The organism is Frateuria sp. sgz306004 (genome assembly GCF_057750885.1).
Window position 1 is genome coordinate 1 of sequence record NZ_JBYLFE010000002.1, and the last position, 14,897, is coordinate 14,897.

The following is a 14,897-nucleotide window of genomic DNA, read 5'->3' on the forward strand; positions in this document are numbered from 1 at the left end:
GATGCGCCGGCTTGGCTTGCGCGGCGTGATGCGCGGCAAGGTCATACGTACGACGATCAGCGACAGCAAGGCACCGTGTCCGCTGGACAAGGTCAATCGACAGTTCCCGACGTAGGCGTTCTGCTGCGGCTTGCCCGGCTGGATGTGATGGATCCGGATGCCACGTTGTGCGGCCCAAGTGAGCAGCGCACCACTGATATATTCGGGCCCATTATCGCAGCGGATCGCGTGCGGCTTGCCGAGCCACTCGATGATCTGTTCCAGCGCCCTGATGACGCGGGCCGACGGCAACGACAGGTCGACCTCTATCCCCAGTCCTTCGCGATTGAAATCATCCAGTACATTGAGCAGCCGGAAGCTGCGACCATCGCCGAGCTGGTCGTGCATGAAGTCCATCGACCAGACCTGATTGATCGTGTCGGGCACCGTCAACGGCTCGGGCCGTTCGCGCACGAGCCGCTTCTTCGGCTTGATCCGTAGGTTCAACTCCAGCTCTCGATAGATGCGGTAGACCCGCTTGTGGTTCCAGCCAAACCCCTTCACGTTGCGCAGGTGCAGGAAGCACAGGCCGAAGCCCCAGTCCCGGTAGGCCGCGGTCAACCTGACTAGCCAGTCCGCGATTCGCGCGTTTTCCTCGCTCGCCTTGGCCTGGTAGCGATAGCTAGTCTCGCTCAACGAAAAGGTCTGGCAGGCGTGCCGGATACTCGTGCGCCCGCCCTCGACTGCCCATCGGGCCATCTCCCGGCGTTGAGATGGCCTCACCATTTTTTTGCCATCGCCTCCTTCAGCAGCTCCGCGCTGAGTTGGGCGTCGGCGTACATCTTCTTCAGACGCCGGTTCTCGTCCTGCAGCTCCTTGAGCTGGGACATCAGCGACGCATCCATGCCGCCGAACTTGCTGCGCCACTTGTAGAACGTCGCCGAGCTGATGCTGTGCTCGCGGCATAACTGCGGCACAGGCGTGCCGGCCTCAGCTTGCTTGAGCACGGCCAGGATCTGGCTGTCGGTGAATCGAGACTTCTTCATGGAACCTCCTCGGGTCAGACTACGAGAAAATTCCACTTCTGGGGTCAGCTAATGGGTGGGGGATTACCCGCCGACGACGCAATTGCGGCCTGCCCGCTTGGCCGCATAAAGCGCTTGGTCGGCAGCGATAACCACGTCGCGCCAACTCTTTTCTCGGCCGCTGGAGACGCAGTAGCCGATGCTGACGGTGCAACGGAGCGTCTCGCCGGATGGCAAGGTGATCGTTTCTTTCTCCACGGCTTGCCGCAATCGCTCCGCCGCTTCCTTTGCCGCGACCGCTTCAGCGTGATCAAGCAGCACCATAAACTCTTCGCCGCCCACTCGAGCCAGAATGTCCTTTTCGCGGATATGCCGCCTCAGCGTGTCGACAATGGCGACGAGAACCTGATCGCCGCCGTCATGTCCCCATCGGTCATTGATCGACTTGAACCTGTCCGCATCAATCATGAGCGTGGCCACAGGGGCGCTTCGTGGGTTTGATGCGGCGAGTCGCCGCTCTCCTTCCTCCCACATTACGCGACGATTGGCGACGCCGGTCAAGGGATCTTGGCTAGCGTGACGAATCAGCTCCGCGTCCAGCTTGCGCGTAAGCATCCATAGCAGGCTTGGTGTAATCACCCAGGTAAGCACGATGCGCGAGAGCAGGCCGAAGGTCGAGGTGGGGTCATGTCCGGCAAACGCGACCGGCTGAGCAATCCACCACACCATCCGCACCAGCAGCATGGCCGCCCATAGAAAATGGAACAGGGCCGCCAAGCGCGCAACCGGCCGCTGCGCTTCATCCTTGCACTGCCAGAACGCCGTGCCGGTGGCGACGGTGAGCAGGGCGGTCAGTGCGCCACCTAGAATCACCATGTGGCGAAGATTCTCGCCTTCGGCAAGCACCAGGCAGAACTCGACCAGCGCGATGGCGACCACCGGGATCAGCACCCACAGCCGTCGCCGTGCCAGCTCCAGGTAAACGTTGACCGCGAGCAATGCCAACACCGCACCCGCGTCGATCAACAGATTGCCCACCAGCCCCAGGCCTGGGAAGCCCAGGTGAAAGGCCGGCAGGAAAAGCACGCCGAAGCCAAGTGCAAAGGCTGCGTAACTCTCACCCCACAGCAGCACGCCGGGCATACGCTTGACCCTGGGGTGGCCCAGATACAAAGCGAAAAACAGCGCGGAAGCCAGGGCGGCCAGCAACGCGTTGACCAGCAACAATGTGCCTGCATGCAATATGCCCGCGATCCATTCCATAGTCTCTCCGGGTGACGATGGTGCCACGGACGATTCTGCTCATCTTCGATCCGCTAGGAGAAGCCTGAGGCATTCCCGCTGCCATATCGGCAGATGTGCATACCGTCTTGAGGAGTTGTAGCACCGGCACCGAAAGCGTCAATAAGTGCACCTACGCCAACAGGTGGCCCCTTCGGTTGTCCGCAGGAAACGACGAGTGGATGTCAGGCGGGCGAAATGTATCGCTTCCGCGCCACCGCCAGACGCTTAGGGCGTGTCACACAGTGCGTTCGCGCAGAGACTTATGCGCGCCAAGCCAGCGCTTGGCCCACGTGGCTCAAACGACGGGTACCCGGAAGCAAAGTTTGGCTCTGGAGCGCTTGGCCTCGATGGGCAAGATCACAGCCTCCCTACTTCGACAAACTAACCACCGCCCTGAACCCACCAAAGATCATCCGCTTGCCATCGAAGGGCATAGGGTTGGCGGCGTCCATGCGTGGGTCTTTCATGACCTTTTCCATGCCGGCATCGCGGGTGGCTTTGTCGGGCCATTCGATCCAGGAGAACACTACCGATTCCTCTTGCGTGGCCTGCACGGCACGGCGGAAATCGGTGACTTTGCCGTCGGGCACGTCGTCACCCCAGCACTCGACCACGCGGATGGCACCGAACTCGATGAAGATGGTGTCGAAGGTGCGTGCGTAGTCGATGAATTGCTCGCGGTTGGCGTTGGGTACGGCGATGACGAAACCATCGATGTAGGACATGGCAGTTTCCTAGGCAGGAAGGGGCGGCCGGCATGGTCGCCCTCAAGCATGCGACGAAGGAGTGTGCGTGGGATCGACACAGGCGCGCTCTTCGACCCGGCAGCGCAGGAAAGCGCAACGTGTGCCTCCTTGGTGTGAAGGGCGGCCTCAGAGCGGCACGGCGTATCCGGCGGTTACCCCCAAAGCTTGATCAAGAACGTGCAGCGGCGTGTGCCTTGATGCCGGAGCGCTCCGCGTCGCTGGCAATGTAAAGCATCCATGTCGCGCGCCTCAGGCGGCGAGCTTGTGCGCGTAATACGGTCGCGCCCGGTCATCCAGAATGTCGTACAGGGCTTGCAAGTTGCTTGGGTCTGGGCTCAACCAGACGTCGATGTACTCGGGCTTGATCGGGATGATGCAGCGGTCGTGGCCCGCGGCGATCACCTCAGGCGGCGGCTCGTCGGTGATGGCGGCGAACGAGAACAGGTCCGTGCCATGGTCCCCGTGGGGCGATATGTTCCACAGGCAGGCGACGAGCATCTCCTGGGGTGGTGTAGGGTCGAATTCGAGGATCACGTTCTCCTCCTTTTCGCCCGGGCCAAGCTCTCGGCCCTCCATCTTGTGGCGGGAGACGTTCTCGTAGAACTTGGTCACGATAAGGATGCCGTGCCGGTGGCCAAAGAGCTTGCCCCAGGACTCCTCCAGCTTGTCGCGCCGGGCGTTGTAAGTACCCGGGTATTTGCGCTCGGTTTTTTCGTCCCAGCCGGGTAGGCGGCATTGGTAGCGCATGGGCACCACGATGCGCTGGCCGTCTTTCTCGATCATCACCGGGGCATAGCTGCCGGGGTAGATGCGCGAGTCATCGGGCTCCGGCTCGCGGCGCAAAAGGTCGTCGAGGTTGCGCTCCGCCGCTTTGATTTTCTTTCGCGCGATGCGTTGGTCTTCCAGCGCTTTCTTGGTTGGCTTGGGGCCGGCCAGCACGGCCTCCGCCTTGGCCAGTCGCTCGGTTTGGGCGGCATGTTCGGCCCTCAGCGCTTCCTCCAGCTCGCGATCGCCCTCGGCGACGATCTTGGCGAGCTCAAACCCTTCCTGGCCCTGCGGCTTACGGAAGGCTTCGCGCATCGCCTTGGGAATCTTGGTCCAGCCACCGTCTTTGCGCTTCTCCCAAAACAGCTCAACAAAACGCTTCAAGCTGATGATGGCGCCATACGTACGGACGAACTTGTCGTAGTCGGCTTCGACCTGGGCGGAGTAGCACACGGCACAACCCCTACCGCGGGGGCGGTGCCCCGAGGAGGGTCAGCATACTCTCGCGCTTGTACGCGACCCAGGGGTGGGCCTGAGCTGAAGCCTCGTGCTGCACAGGATCGGATTCATCGTGGAATGCAGGCCAGCCGATCGCGAAAACTTTCGCCGCGCGCGCGGGGGATCGCCGCCGCGCCTATGCTATATCTGCGCGTGGGAGGGTTGAGGCATGGCCGGGCGCGAAGATCGAGGGAGACGCTGCGGGGCCGCTTTCGCCTGGATCATGGAGTTCGGCAGAGAGAATCGTTCTGGCTATGTCTGTATCGTGGTCCGTTCAACCGTGCTTGCCGCGTGGCCGGTGGCTTGTCGCAATACTGGCCTCGTCGTTGATGTCAGCCTGCGCCGTTGGGCCTGACTTCAAGCGCCCTGCACCGCCGGAGGTCAGCCAGTACACCGCCAAGCAGGTCGTCACCACCGAGGCAACCGAACACGTGGCCGGCGGCGAAGCGCAGCGCTTCGCTGAGGGCGCCGATATTCCAGGGGACTGGTGGACGCTGTTCCACTCGGCGGCCCTCAATGAACTGATCAACCAATCGCTCGCCAACAATCATGACTTAAAGGCGGCACAGGCCGCGCTGTCGGTCGCAAGAGAGAACGTGCTGGCGCAACGCGGCAGCTACTACCCCAATGTGTCGGGCACGTTTTCCGCCAGCCGCCAGAAGCAGGCCGGCACCATTTCGCCCACACCAAGCTCCAACGCCATCCAGTACAACCTGTTCACGCCGCAGGTGAGCGTCTCTTATGCGCCGGATATTTTTGGCCTGACCCGTCGCACGACGGAGTCGGTCAAGGCGCAGGAGCAGGCGGTTCGGTACCAGATGGTCGCGACCCAGATCACCCTCAGCACCAACGTGGTAGTCGCCGCGGTGCAGCTCGCGTCGCTGCAGGCGCAGGTGGATGCCACGCGCGAGCTGGTGGATATCAACACGCACATGGTCAAGATCCTTCGCGATCAGTTCGCCAAGGGTTACGCCGGCGGACTGGACCTTGCCGCCCAGGAAGCGCAGCTTGCCCAGGTCAACGCCACGCTGCCGCCTTTGCTCAAGCAGCTGGCGCAACAACGCGATCTGCTCGCTGTGCTGGTGGGAAAGTACCCTTCGCAGGCATCGAACCTGTCATTCGATCTGTCCTCGCTCCAACTGCCGCAGGAGCTTCCCGTCAGCCTCCCGTCGACACTCGTGGCGCAGCGCCCCGACGTGCTCCAGGCCGAGGCCAACATGCACGCGGCCAGCGCCCAGATCGGCGTCGCCATCGCCAATCGATTGCCCAACATCGTGCTGAGTGCCAACGCGGGTAGCACGGCGTTGGCCATGAATCAGTTGTTTACCTCAGGCACGGGCTTCTGGGGTCTTGGCGCGGACCTAACCGCACCGATCTTCCAGGGCGGCACGTTGCTGCATCAGGAGCGTGCTGCGAAAGCGGCCTATGTGCAGGCCGCCGAACAATATCGCAGCACGGTAATGGGCGCTTTCCAAAACGTGGCCGACTCACTGGTGGCGCTGGACCAGGATGCCGCCGGGCTGAAGGCCGCGGCCGCCGCCGCGGAGGCAGCCAAGCGGTCGCTGGATCTGGCGCAGCGGCAATCGCGGGCTGGCTACGCCAACTACCTTTCGTTACTGAGTGCGGAACAGTCATACCAGCAAGCGCGCATCACCTTGGTGCAGGCCCAGGCCAGCCGATATGCCGACACGGCGGCGTTGTTTCAGGCCCTTGGTGGTGGATGGTGGAATCGCGCGGATCTAGCCCGGGACAACGATGGAAAATAAAGTGTTGAATGGGTCGCTTTCGAAGCGGCAGCAGCGACCATGCGCGCGCCATCTCGGTATCGCATTGCTGCTTGCGACAACGTGCGGCATGGCCGCGTGCTCCGGCAAAAGCGACCAAGGCGCACCAGCGGCGTCCACCACGCCCGTCAATGTGACACTGACGCCGGACCAGCGTAGTCATATCCGGCTCTATAACGTCGTACGTGCCGGATACCACCGCACCGTGGAAGCCACCGGCTCCGTGGATTTCAACAACGATCACGCCACGGCCGTGCTGGCGCCGATGTCCGGTCCGGTGTCGCGCCTGCTGGTCGACATTGGGGATCACGTCAAGCAAGGCGATCCGCTCGCCACGGTGGATTCGCCCGACTACGCCGCCGCCGTCACTGCGTATCGCAAGGCGTTGACCACCGCGCATACCGCGCGGCGCCTTGCCGATCTGGAAAAAGACCTGGTCGAGCACGAAGGCGTTGCCAAACGCGAGGAAGACCAGGCGCAAGCCGATGCCGCCAACGCCGACGCAGATGTCGACGCTGCCCTGAAAACGTTGGTCTCGTTGAACGTCGACCCCACGGTCATCAAGGCCATCGAACAAGGCAAACCCATCGGGTCGATCAATGGCGTCATCCGCTCGCCCACCGCCGGTACCGTGGTCGACCGGCAGATCACGCCGGGCCAACTTCTTCAGGCAGGCACCACCCCGTGCTTTACGGTGGCCGACGTGTCGCATGTGTGGGTGATGGCGCAGGTCGCAGAAGCCGATGCCGCATCGGTGAAACCGGGTGACTCCGCGGACATCGCGACGGGCGTCGGCGAGCAACATTTGGTCGGCACGGTCAGCCGCATCTCCCCGATGATCGATCCGAACACGCGGTTGATACCCGTGCGCATCGTGGTGGACAACGCACAAGGCCTGCTGAAAAAGCAGGCCTACGTGAGTGTGCAGATTCACTCGCAACACGAAACCGAAGGACTGCTGGTTCCGGTCTCTGCACTGCTTAGGGACGATGAGAACCTGCCCTTTGTCTACGTTGTGGAGCGTGACGGCAGCTTCGCGCGGCGCCGCGTGACCTTGGGTTATCGCACGGGGGACCAGTTCGACATTGCCGCCGGCCTGCGCGCCGGCGAGCAGGTCGTGGTGGATGGCGGCATCTTCGTCCAGTTCATGCAAAACCAATGAGCGATCAGCTTCCATCCGCCGTGTCGCCGTCACGGACGGCGTCGATCATGAACCGCGTCGTCACTGCGTCGCTGGGGCAGCCCTTTCTCGTCCTGTTGCTGACGCTTCTGTTGACAGGCGCCGGCGCGCATTCGCTCAAGCGCCTGCCGGTGGACGCCTATCCAGATCTTTCGCCGCCCATCGTGGAGATCATCACGCAATGGCCTGGGCACGCCGCGGAAGAAGTGGAACGGCTGATTACCGTACCCGTCGAGTTGGGCATGAACGGCGTTCCAAAGACCACCACGACGCGCTCCATTTCGCTCTATGGCTTGTCCGACGTCATCCTTACTTTTGAAACGGGCACGGACAACAACTTTGCGCGGCAGGAAGTTTTCAACCGCCTTGGCGACCTGAGCCTGCCCAGCGGTGTCACTCCGTCGGTGTCGCCGCTGTCGGCGCCGTCAGGCCTGATCTATCGCTACGTATTGCAAAGCTCCGACCGCTCGCCGATGGACCTCAAGACCATCGAGGACTGGACCGTCGAGCCGCAGTACAAGGCCGTGCCCGGCGTGGCCGACGACTCGGGGTTCGGCGGCGGCACCATGCAGTATCAGGTGCTGCTCGACCAGACCAAGATCGCCGCCGTCGGCCTGTCCGCCGTGCAGGTAGAGGCGGCGCTGGGCGCCAACAACGCCAATGCTGGCGGCGGTTTCTATTCGCAAGGCGGACAGTTCTATTACGTGCGCGGCGCCGGCCGCATGGAAACGCTGGAAGATATCGGCAACGTGGTGGTGGCCGTTCACAACGGTGTGCCCGTACTGGTGAAGGACATCGGTCGCGTCGTCATCGGCATCGCGCCGCGCCTGGGAGAGTTCGGCTACGAAAAACAGGATGACGCCGTGGAAGGCGTGATCCTGTTGCGCACCGGCGAAAAAACCCAGGACGTCCTGAAGCGGGTCGAGGCGAAGACGCGCCAGCTCAATGAGGAGATTCTGCCCAAGGACGTCAAGGTCGTTCCGTTCTATGACCGCACCGACCTCATCACGCTCACCACGAAAATCGTCGAAGACAACCTGCTACGCGGCATGCTGCTCGTCGTGGTGGTGCTGATCTTCTTTCTCTACGACTTCCGTGCTGGCCTGATCGTCGCCACTACCATTCCCCTGGCGTTGCTGTTCGCCTTCATCTGCCTGGACGTGCAACGGGCCTCGGCCAACTTGCTCTCCATCGGCGCGGTCGACTTCGGCATTCTTGTGGATGCCGCCGTGGTCATGGTGGAGAACATCTTCAGGCAGATAGCCGACCAGCGCGGTGCGTCGTTCAATGTCAAAGACATCATCCGCAATGCCGCCGCCGAAGTAGACCGACCGCTGTTCTACGCGGTGGCCGTGATCGTGGTCAGCTTCCTCCCGATCTATGTGTTGTCGGGGCCGTCGGGCACGCTGTTCAAGCCTATGGCCGACACGATGATCTTCGCACTGGTTGGCTCGCTGGTGATCACGCTGACCTTGCTGCCCGTGCTGTGCGCCGTGTTCATGCGCAAGGGCGTGAAAGAGCGGCGCAATCGCATCTTCGAGGCCATCAAATCGGTCTACGCGAAAGGCCTCGACGCCTGCCTCGCCAAGCCCTGGTTGACAGCGGCTGCCTCGGCCGTAGTGTTGTTGCTGTCGCTGCTGCTCATCCCCCGTATCGGCGCCGAGTTCATGCCGCAACTGGACGAGGGTGCGTTGTGGGTACGCGCGACCATGCCGTACACCATCTCATTTGAGGAGGCGTCGAAGATCACGCCCAAGCTGCGCGAAGTGTTGCGCTCGTTTCCCGAGGTCACCACGGTCGCCTCCGAGCTGGGGCGACCCGACGATGGCACCGATCCAACCGGGTTCTTCAACGTGGAGTTCTACGTCGGGCTCAAACCCTATGCCCAATGGAAAGGCTCGTACCGCGACAAGGGCGCCTTGATCGAAGCCATCAACCAAAAGCTTCAAGCGTTTCCCGGCATCATCTTCAACTACACCCAGCCCGCCGAGGACGCGGTGGACGAGGCCGAAACCGGCCTCAAGAGCGCGCTTGCGGTGAAGGTGTTCGGACCCGATCTCAACACGTTGGAGCAGAAAGGCAAGAGCATCAAGAAGGTGCTTGAGCACGTGCGCGGCATCCGCGATGTCACGCTGGTACAGGAACTGGGGCAGCCCAGCCTGAGCATCAAGATCGACCGCGCAAAGATCGCCCGCTACGGCCTGAATGTTTCCGACATCAACGGACTCATTCAGACGGCCATCGGCGGCGACGTCGCCACGCAGGTGGTTCAGGGTGAAAAGCAGTTCGACCTCGTTGTCCGGCTCGAACAGAAGTACCGGGACAATCCCGAGGAGATCAGGAACATCCTGGTGACCACGCCGGGCGGACAACAGATGCCACTCAAGGAGTTCGCCGATATCCAGGAAATCAACGGCGCCTCTTTCATCTATCGCGAAAACAATTCCCGCTACATCGGCGTGCAGTTCTCCGTGGAAGGCCGGGATCTCGCCGGTGCCGTGGAAGACGCCATCCAACAGGTCAACGGCAAGGTCAAGTTGCCACAGGGTTATCGCATCGACTGGGGTGGCGAGTACACCGAGTACACCGCCTCGCGCGCGCAGTTGAACGTGATTCTGCCGCTCACGCTCGCCTTGATCTTCCTGCTGCTCTTTACGCTCTACAGCAATTTCAAGTTTCCGTTCATCACCGTTCTCGGCGTGCTGTTGTCCGCGCCGGTGGGCGGCATCGTCGCCTTGTGGATCACCGGTACACCATTCTCGGTGTCGTCGGGCATTGGCTTCCTAGCGCTGTTCGGCGTGTCCGTGCAGACGGCCGTGGTCTACATCTCCTACGTTAACGAACTGCGGCGAGGTGGCACTGGCCTCGCGGAGGCCATTCGCGAAGGCGCCATCCTTCGCTTACGGCCGATCATGATGACGGCACTGGTAGCTGCGCTGGGTCTGCTTCCAGCAGCCATCGCCACGGGCGTCGGCACGGATACGCAGCGACCGTTCGCCCTGGTGATTGTCAGTGGCCTGTTCACCCGGTTGCTGATCAGTGTGTTCCTCATGCCTGTGCTCTACACCCTGGTCGCCAGGCCCGATGACCGACTCGAGGTATGAGTATTCCAAGCGTCGCCCTGTGCAGGCGCTATGGAGACGCGGCCCGCCAACGGCGGGCCGCATTCAACCTCCTGAGTCGCGATTTACGGATACTCGGCAGGCGGGCAACACGCTTGTCATCTCGCCCGCCTCGGTGTCTTTCTCGCCAACATGCTTGGCGATACCAAGACGCGCGTGGCCGTGGGTCAGAATGCAGAAGTGATAAGGGTGCCACGGGGCTTCATGTCGACCGCGCTGGGCGTGATCCAGCCTTGGGCCGGCACCTTCGATGCTCCACTCGAACTCCCACCACGGACGCGCTATGCGCGCTTCCGTGGCGATCTCTTCAAACCTGAGCCTGGCCGCCGTCCGCGACGATCTCCGCGCCGTTGACGAAGCTCGAATCGTTCGAGGCGAGAAACACTACCGCGCGACCAATTTCAGACGGATCTGCAAGGCGACCCATGGGCACCAGCGAAGCCAGATAGGTAAGCAGGCCTTCCTGGGCCTCCTTGCCTTCGCCGGCCAACTCGGCCAGGCCAACCGTGTTGGTGGAGCCGGGGCTCACCACGTTCACGCGAATGCCGCGATCCTTCAGGTCCAGCACCCAGCTACGCGCCAGGCTGCGCACAGCAGCCTTGGAGGCGCTGTAGATGCTGAAAGCGGCCGTGCCCGTGCTGCCGGCAATGGAGCCGTTGAGGATGATGGAGGCGCCGGGCTTCATCAGCGGCAGCAAGGTCTGCACGGTGAAAACGAGAGCTTTGACGTTGCGGTTGAAGGTGTCGTCAAAGTGCTGCTCTGTAATCTGGCCAAGGGGCGCCATGCTGCCGCCGCCCGCATTGGCGAAAAGGATGTCCAGGTGGCCTTCCTCGCGCTTGATCAGGTCGGCCAGCGCATCGAGATCGTGCTGCTTGGTCACGTCGCCGCGAACGCCAACCACGCCCTCGCCCATGGCGGTGAGTGCCGCATCCAGCTCCGCCTGGCGGCGGCCGGTGATGTACACCTTGGCCCCTTCGTTAAGCAGCTCCAGGGCGGACGCGAAACCAATACCACTGGTGCCGCCCGTCACCAGTGCAACCTTGCCATTCAGACGCTTGCTCATGTGAGTTCTCCCATCGGTAGGTGAAAGCGATGGGAGGACGATAGGCCTAAAAGAATGTCAGATTAAGATGACAGGCAGAAAATGATTATTCATTAGAATGAATAGTTAAGTTCACAAGCTAGTCGTCGAAAGGAGTTCGTCCATGGATCAATTGGCAGCGTTGCGGGTGTTTGTTCGAATCGCGGAGTCCGGCGCTTTTGGAAAAGCGTCGGATACCTTGAACATGCCCAGGGCAACCGTCACCAAATATGTCCAGGATCTGGAGCGGCACTTGGGCGTAAAGCTCCTGCTGCGTTCTACCCGCAAAGTAACGGTGACGGATGAGGGGAAAGCCTACTATCAGCGAGCGATCCAAGTGCTCAGCGATTTGGAAGAGATGGATGTTCTCTTCGCCGACCCAAATCAAGGCCCGCGCGGCCGGCTCAGGGTGGACGTGGGTTCCTCGCTGGCCAACATCATTCTGCTGCCTCAGTTGCCTTCCTTTCGAAAGGCCTACCCCGATGTGCGGCTAGAGCTTGGCGTAAGCGATCGTCATGTCGATCTGGTGGGTGACGCGGTGGACTGCGTCATTCGCGGCGGCGAGCTTACCGATACATCGCTGGTTTCTCGCCGAATCGCCAGTTTGGATTACATCACCTGCGCCAGCGCGGAGTACATCAACATTCATGGTGCTCCCGCCCACCCGGATGACCTTCGTGAAGCGTTCGATACGGTAGGTTACTTTTCCTCGCTTACCGGCCGCCCATTTCCTCTTGTGTTCAACCGGGGCGATGATCAAATCGAGATCGACCCGAGAAGCACGCAAGGAATTCTGCTCAACGAAAGCAGCGCGCACTTCAACGCCATCGTGAATGGCTTGGGTGTTGGGCAAACGTTCGGCTTTATGGCGAGGCCCTACCTGGAATCAGGCGAGCTGGTGCAGGTGCTGCCCGAGTGGAAGCGTCCACTGCACCCCATCCACATCGTGTTTCAGCGTACCAAGCACGAAAGCGCGCGGCTGCGATCCTTCATCAACTGGGCGGTGAAAGTATTCCAGCCCTTTGATGGTCACCACTCCGCGCGATAGGCAAGGCCTGATTGAACGATGTTTTGCTCGTCATGCCGGCATTGGCCGGGATGACGAGCAAAATAAGAGAAGTCCGGCGGGGCTTTCCGTCATCTGTTCTGATGGGTGCGCTTCCTAACGGTGGCGCACTATCCATCGACTAAATGTCGACCTCAACCAACGCATTGCAGTTGCGGCTAACCGAACCATAGGCAACAGGGGCGAACATGGCAGATTTCTCGATGGGCAAGGCGATCGGATCGGGGTTTTCGCTGATCGCGCGGCGGCCGTTGTCGGTGGTGGCTTGGAGCGTGGTGTATGCGCTCATTGCCATAGCTCCGATGGCGTTTGTGTTTGGCCATATGCTTTCACAGATGCCGGCGGTTCTTGCGAGCATGAAGCATATGGACCCAGCCGCAGGCCCGAGTCCCGAGATGTTTCGGGTGCAAGGCTGGATGATGATGGCGAACCCGTTGTTGTTTGTGGTTACCTTGGCGGGTCGCGTGCTTTTGATGGGCGCGGTGTATCGCAGCATGTTGGAGCCCGAGAACAACCGCTTCTTTTCCTTGCGCCTTGGCAAGCAAGAGCTTTGGTTGGCACTAACCACCTTTGTCTACAGCGCGATGCTCTTTCTGGCGTTGTTCGCGATGATGCTCGGCGGCGCTGCGCTTGGTGGCTTGGCGTGGCTGCTCGGCGGCTTATTGCCGGACCCAACCGCGGTGATCTTGGCGCGTGTGGTGCTTGTCGGTGGCGTGGCTATCGCGGCTATAGGCGCCTTGGTGTGGGTGGCGGTTCGGCTTTCGTTGGGGCCGGTGATGTCGTTTGTCGAGAGGGACTTTCGATTGTTCGACTCGTGGCGATTCACTAAGCCTCATGCCTGGAAGCTAATTGGCACGTGCGTCACGCTGGGCGTCATTGTGTTTGCCACAGCCATCGTGGCCGAATGCGTCGTGCTCGCCATGGCGTATTGGCGCCTGGGTGGTTTTGACAGGGAGCACTTGCTGGCGTTGTTCCCCCAAGGCGCGTTCCCCTCGGTTGAGGTGCTGATGATGACCTTTGCGCCCGCGATCGCCTTGAGCTTGGTGCTGGTGGGGCCTTTCACTGCCATCGTGGTGGCGCCGTTGGCGTCGGTGTACAGGCAGCTGACGGGGCGCGAGGCGGTGGGTGTGGCGGCGGGTTGATCGCTTAGCCCGCTGACAGCGCATGCCGCCGTACTTGCGCGCTTGGCCCGCATGGCGCGACGGGTATTCGCCTGACAAAGTGTTTGGTGGGGCTCTGCTACTTTGCCTCTCGTTGCGCGTGGAGTGTCTGAATCCGCTTGGCGCGCAACCGTGACCTTCGGGTCATGAGGCGCGGGCCGCGAGTGCTACCAACACTCACGACCCGCTAACCATCACCAACTAGATAGAGAGTTGATCATGGCTACCCACGATCATACGGCACGCGCACGCCCGTCTTTCCCACCAGAGGATACGCACGCGACCTCCGCCGACACGCTGGCTCCCCCAGCTGAGGTTGGGGACGCAGAGCAGCGGTTGTTAACGCTGATCGGTATTGCCCGCTCCGCAGACGCCTTGCTGGGTCTGCTGATGGATAGCGAGGAGGCTTTCCTCGCCCCGCCGCGCCGAGGTTCCCGCCCAGTACGCCAGCTAGCCCTAACCCCGTTGGAATCCGCGGGGTTATCGACAGCCGTGCATTACTTGCACACCTACGCGCGCTTGTTGGGCCAAAAACCCGCCGCCAGCACCTGACCCGTCCGTTGATCGCCCTCGCGGCGCACCGGGCGTGTTGCCGGTGTGCCGCACCTTGGTGATCACTTACGACCAAACCGGGCAATTGCCTACATCTATCGCTGCGCTCGCGCCGGCGTGTTTGAGCGTGCACGCACATCAACTAAGGACAGTGATGAGTCGGATTCCCCTCTCACCGCGCATGTACGTCAGCCGTGTGCTGGCCGTGCGCTCACCCGCGCAGGTGCTGCTGCACGATTACATGCTGCCGGATGACCTCACCTTTGCGCAGACGGCGCGGCGCATCGGCATCACCAGCGCGCAGTTGAAGGATTGGATGATGAACGGCAAGCCGATGACACTCGACCTGGCGAAGATGTTTGCGCGCGCGTTCAACACAACGGCCTTGTACTGGATGGTGTTGGAGGCGCGGTTTGAGTTGGATGGGGCCGATATGTAATGGGTTGCATCCATGCAGTGCGCGGTCACAGTGCAGCGCTGTCGCGCGCTGACTGTTGCAGCACGCGGCGGCGCGCAAAGCGTGTGCTTGCTCGCACGACGCCGTGCGATGAGCTGTTCGACCCGCTCATGGTGCCCACCGAATCCGCACAGGCGCGGCTGAGGCTCACGCTGAGGGATGCTCTGATTTTGATCGTCATTCCTGCGGAAGCAGGAA

At 61.6% G+C, this 14,897-nt stretch carries 12 protein-coding genes and 1 pseudogene; 7 read left to right on the forward strand and 6 right to left on the reverse strand.

Going from position 1 to position 14,897, the window contains the following annotated elements:
* Positions 1-108: 108 nt before the first annotated feature.
* The 4 genes and pseudogenes from AC3G2C_RS03460 to AC3G2C_RS03475 all read right to left on the reverse strand — a co-directional run.
* A pseudogene (locus tag AC3G2C_RS03460) lies at positions 109-1,025 on the reverse strand (IS3 family transposase); the annotation flags it as partial.
* 63 nt (positions 1,026-1,088) lie between these two features.
* The gene (locus AC3G2C_RS03465; protein ID WP_488383223.1) at positions 1,089-2,267 is read right to left on the reverse strand and encodes a GGDEF domain-containing protein; all 1,179 of its coding nucleotides are present in this window, start codon (positions 2,265-2,267) and stop codon (positions 1,089-1,091) included.
* Positions 2,268-2,656: 389 nt separating this feature from the next.
* Entirely contained in the window at positions 2,657-3,013 is a 357-nt protein-coding gene (locus AC3G2C_RS03470; RefSeq protein WP_488383224.1) for a DUF1428 domain-containing protein, read from the reverse strand.
* A gap of 270 nt (positions 3,014-3,283) precedes the next feature.
* Positions 3,284-4,252: an SOS response-associated peptidase family protein gene (locus AC3G2C_RS03475; protein WP_488383225.1), complete on the reverse strand. Its 969-nt coding sequence runs from the start codon at positions 4,250-4,252 to the stop codon at positions 3,284-3,286.
* Positions 4,253-4,551: 299 nt separating this feature from the next.
* Between AC3G2C_RS03475 and AC3G2C_RS03480 the strand changes: the two genes are divergently transcribed.
* The 3 genes from AC3G2C_RS03480 (at position 4,552) to AC3G2C_RS03490 (ending at position 10,365) form a co-directional block, all read left to right on the forward strand.
* Entirely contained in the window at positions 4,552-6,063 is a 1,512-nt protein-coding gene (locus tag AC3G2C_RS03480) for an efflux transporter outer membrane subunit (RefSeq protein ID WP_488383226.1), read from the forward strand.
* Between the two features lie 88 nt (positions 6,064-6,151).
* Positions 6,152-7,243, forward strand: coding sequence for an efflux RND transporter periplasmic adaptor subunit (locus AC3G2C_RS03485; RefSeq protein WP_488383227.1), 1,092 nt, complete (start codon positions 6,152-6,154; stop codon positions 7,241-7,243).
* 47 nt (positions 7,244-7,290) lie between these two features.
* Positions 7,291-10,365, forward strand: coding sequence for an efflux RND transporter permease subunit (locus AC3G2C_RS03490; RefSeq protein ID WP_488383228.1), 3,075 nt, complete (start codon positions 7,291-7,293; stop codon positions 10,363-10,365).
* 325 nt (positions 10,366-10,690) lie between these two features.
* On the opposite strand, the gene AC3G2C_RS03495 is transcribed toward AC3G2C_RS03490, so the two are convergent.
* Positions 10,691-11,446 carry an SDR family NAD(P)-dependent oxidoreductase gene (locus tag AC3G2C_RS03495; protein ID WP_488383229.1) on the reverse strand — a complete coding sequence of 252 codons (756 nt, stop codon included), beginning with the start codon at positions 11,444-11,446 and terminating at the stop codon, positions 10,691-10,693.
* A gap of 142 nt (positions 11,447-11,588) precedes the next feature.
* Between AC3G2C_RS03495 and AC3G2C_RS03500 the strand changes: the two genes are divergently transcribed.
* Positions 11,589-12,512, forward strand: a complete 924-nt coding sequence (locus AC3G2C_RS03500; RefSeq protein WP_488383230.1) for a LysR family transcriptional regulator — start codon at positions 11,589-11,591, stop codon at positions 12,510-12,512.
* A gap of 139 nt (positions 12,513-12,651) precedes the next feature.
* Here AC3G2C_RS03500 and AC3G2C_RS03505 read toward each other — a convergent pair whose 3' ends face one another.
* The gene (locus AC3G2C_RS03505; protein ID WP_488383231.1) at positions 12,652-12,819 is read right to left on the reverse strand and encodes a hypothetical protein; all 168 of its coding nucleotides are present in this window, start codon (positions 12,817-12,819) and stop codon (positions 12,652-12,654) included.
* Positions 12,820-12,925: 106 nt separating this feature from the next.
* Between AC3G2C_RS03505 and AC3G2C_RS03510 the strand changes: the two genes are divergently transcribed.
* The 3 genes from AC3G2C_RS03510 (at position 12,926) to AC3G2C_RS03520 (ending at position 14,681) form a co-directional block, all read left to right on the forward strand.
* Positions 12,926-13,672, forward strand: a complete 747-nt coding sequence (locus tag AC3G2C_RS03510) for a hypothetical protein (RefSeq protein WP_488383232.1) — start codon at positions 12,926-12,928, stop codon at positions 13,670-13,672.
* A 237-nt stretch (positions 13,673-13,909) separates the two neighbouring features.
* On the forward strand, positions 13,910-14,242 hold the full coding sequence (locus AC3G2C_RS03515; protein ID WP_488383233.1) for a hypothetical protein: 333 nt from the start codon (positions 13,910-13,912) through the stop codon (positions 14,240-14,242).
* A gap of 154 nt (positions 14,243-14,396) precedes the next feature.
* Entirely contained in the window at positions 14,397-14,681 is a 285-nt protein-coding gene (locus AC3G2C_RS03520; protein WP_488383234.1) for a helix-turn-helix transcriptional regulator, read from the forward strand.
* Positions 14,682-14,897: the final 216 nt, after the last annotated feature.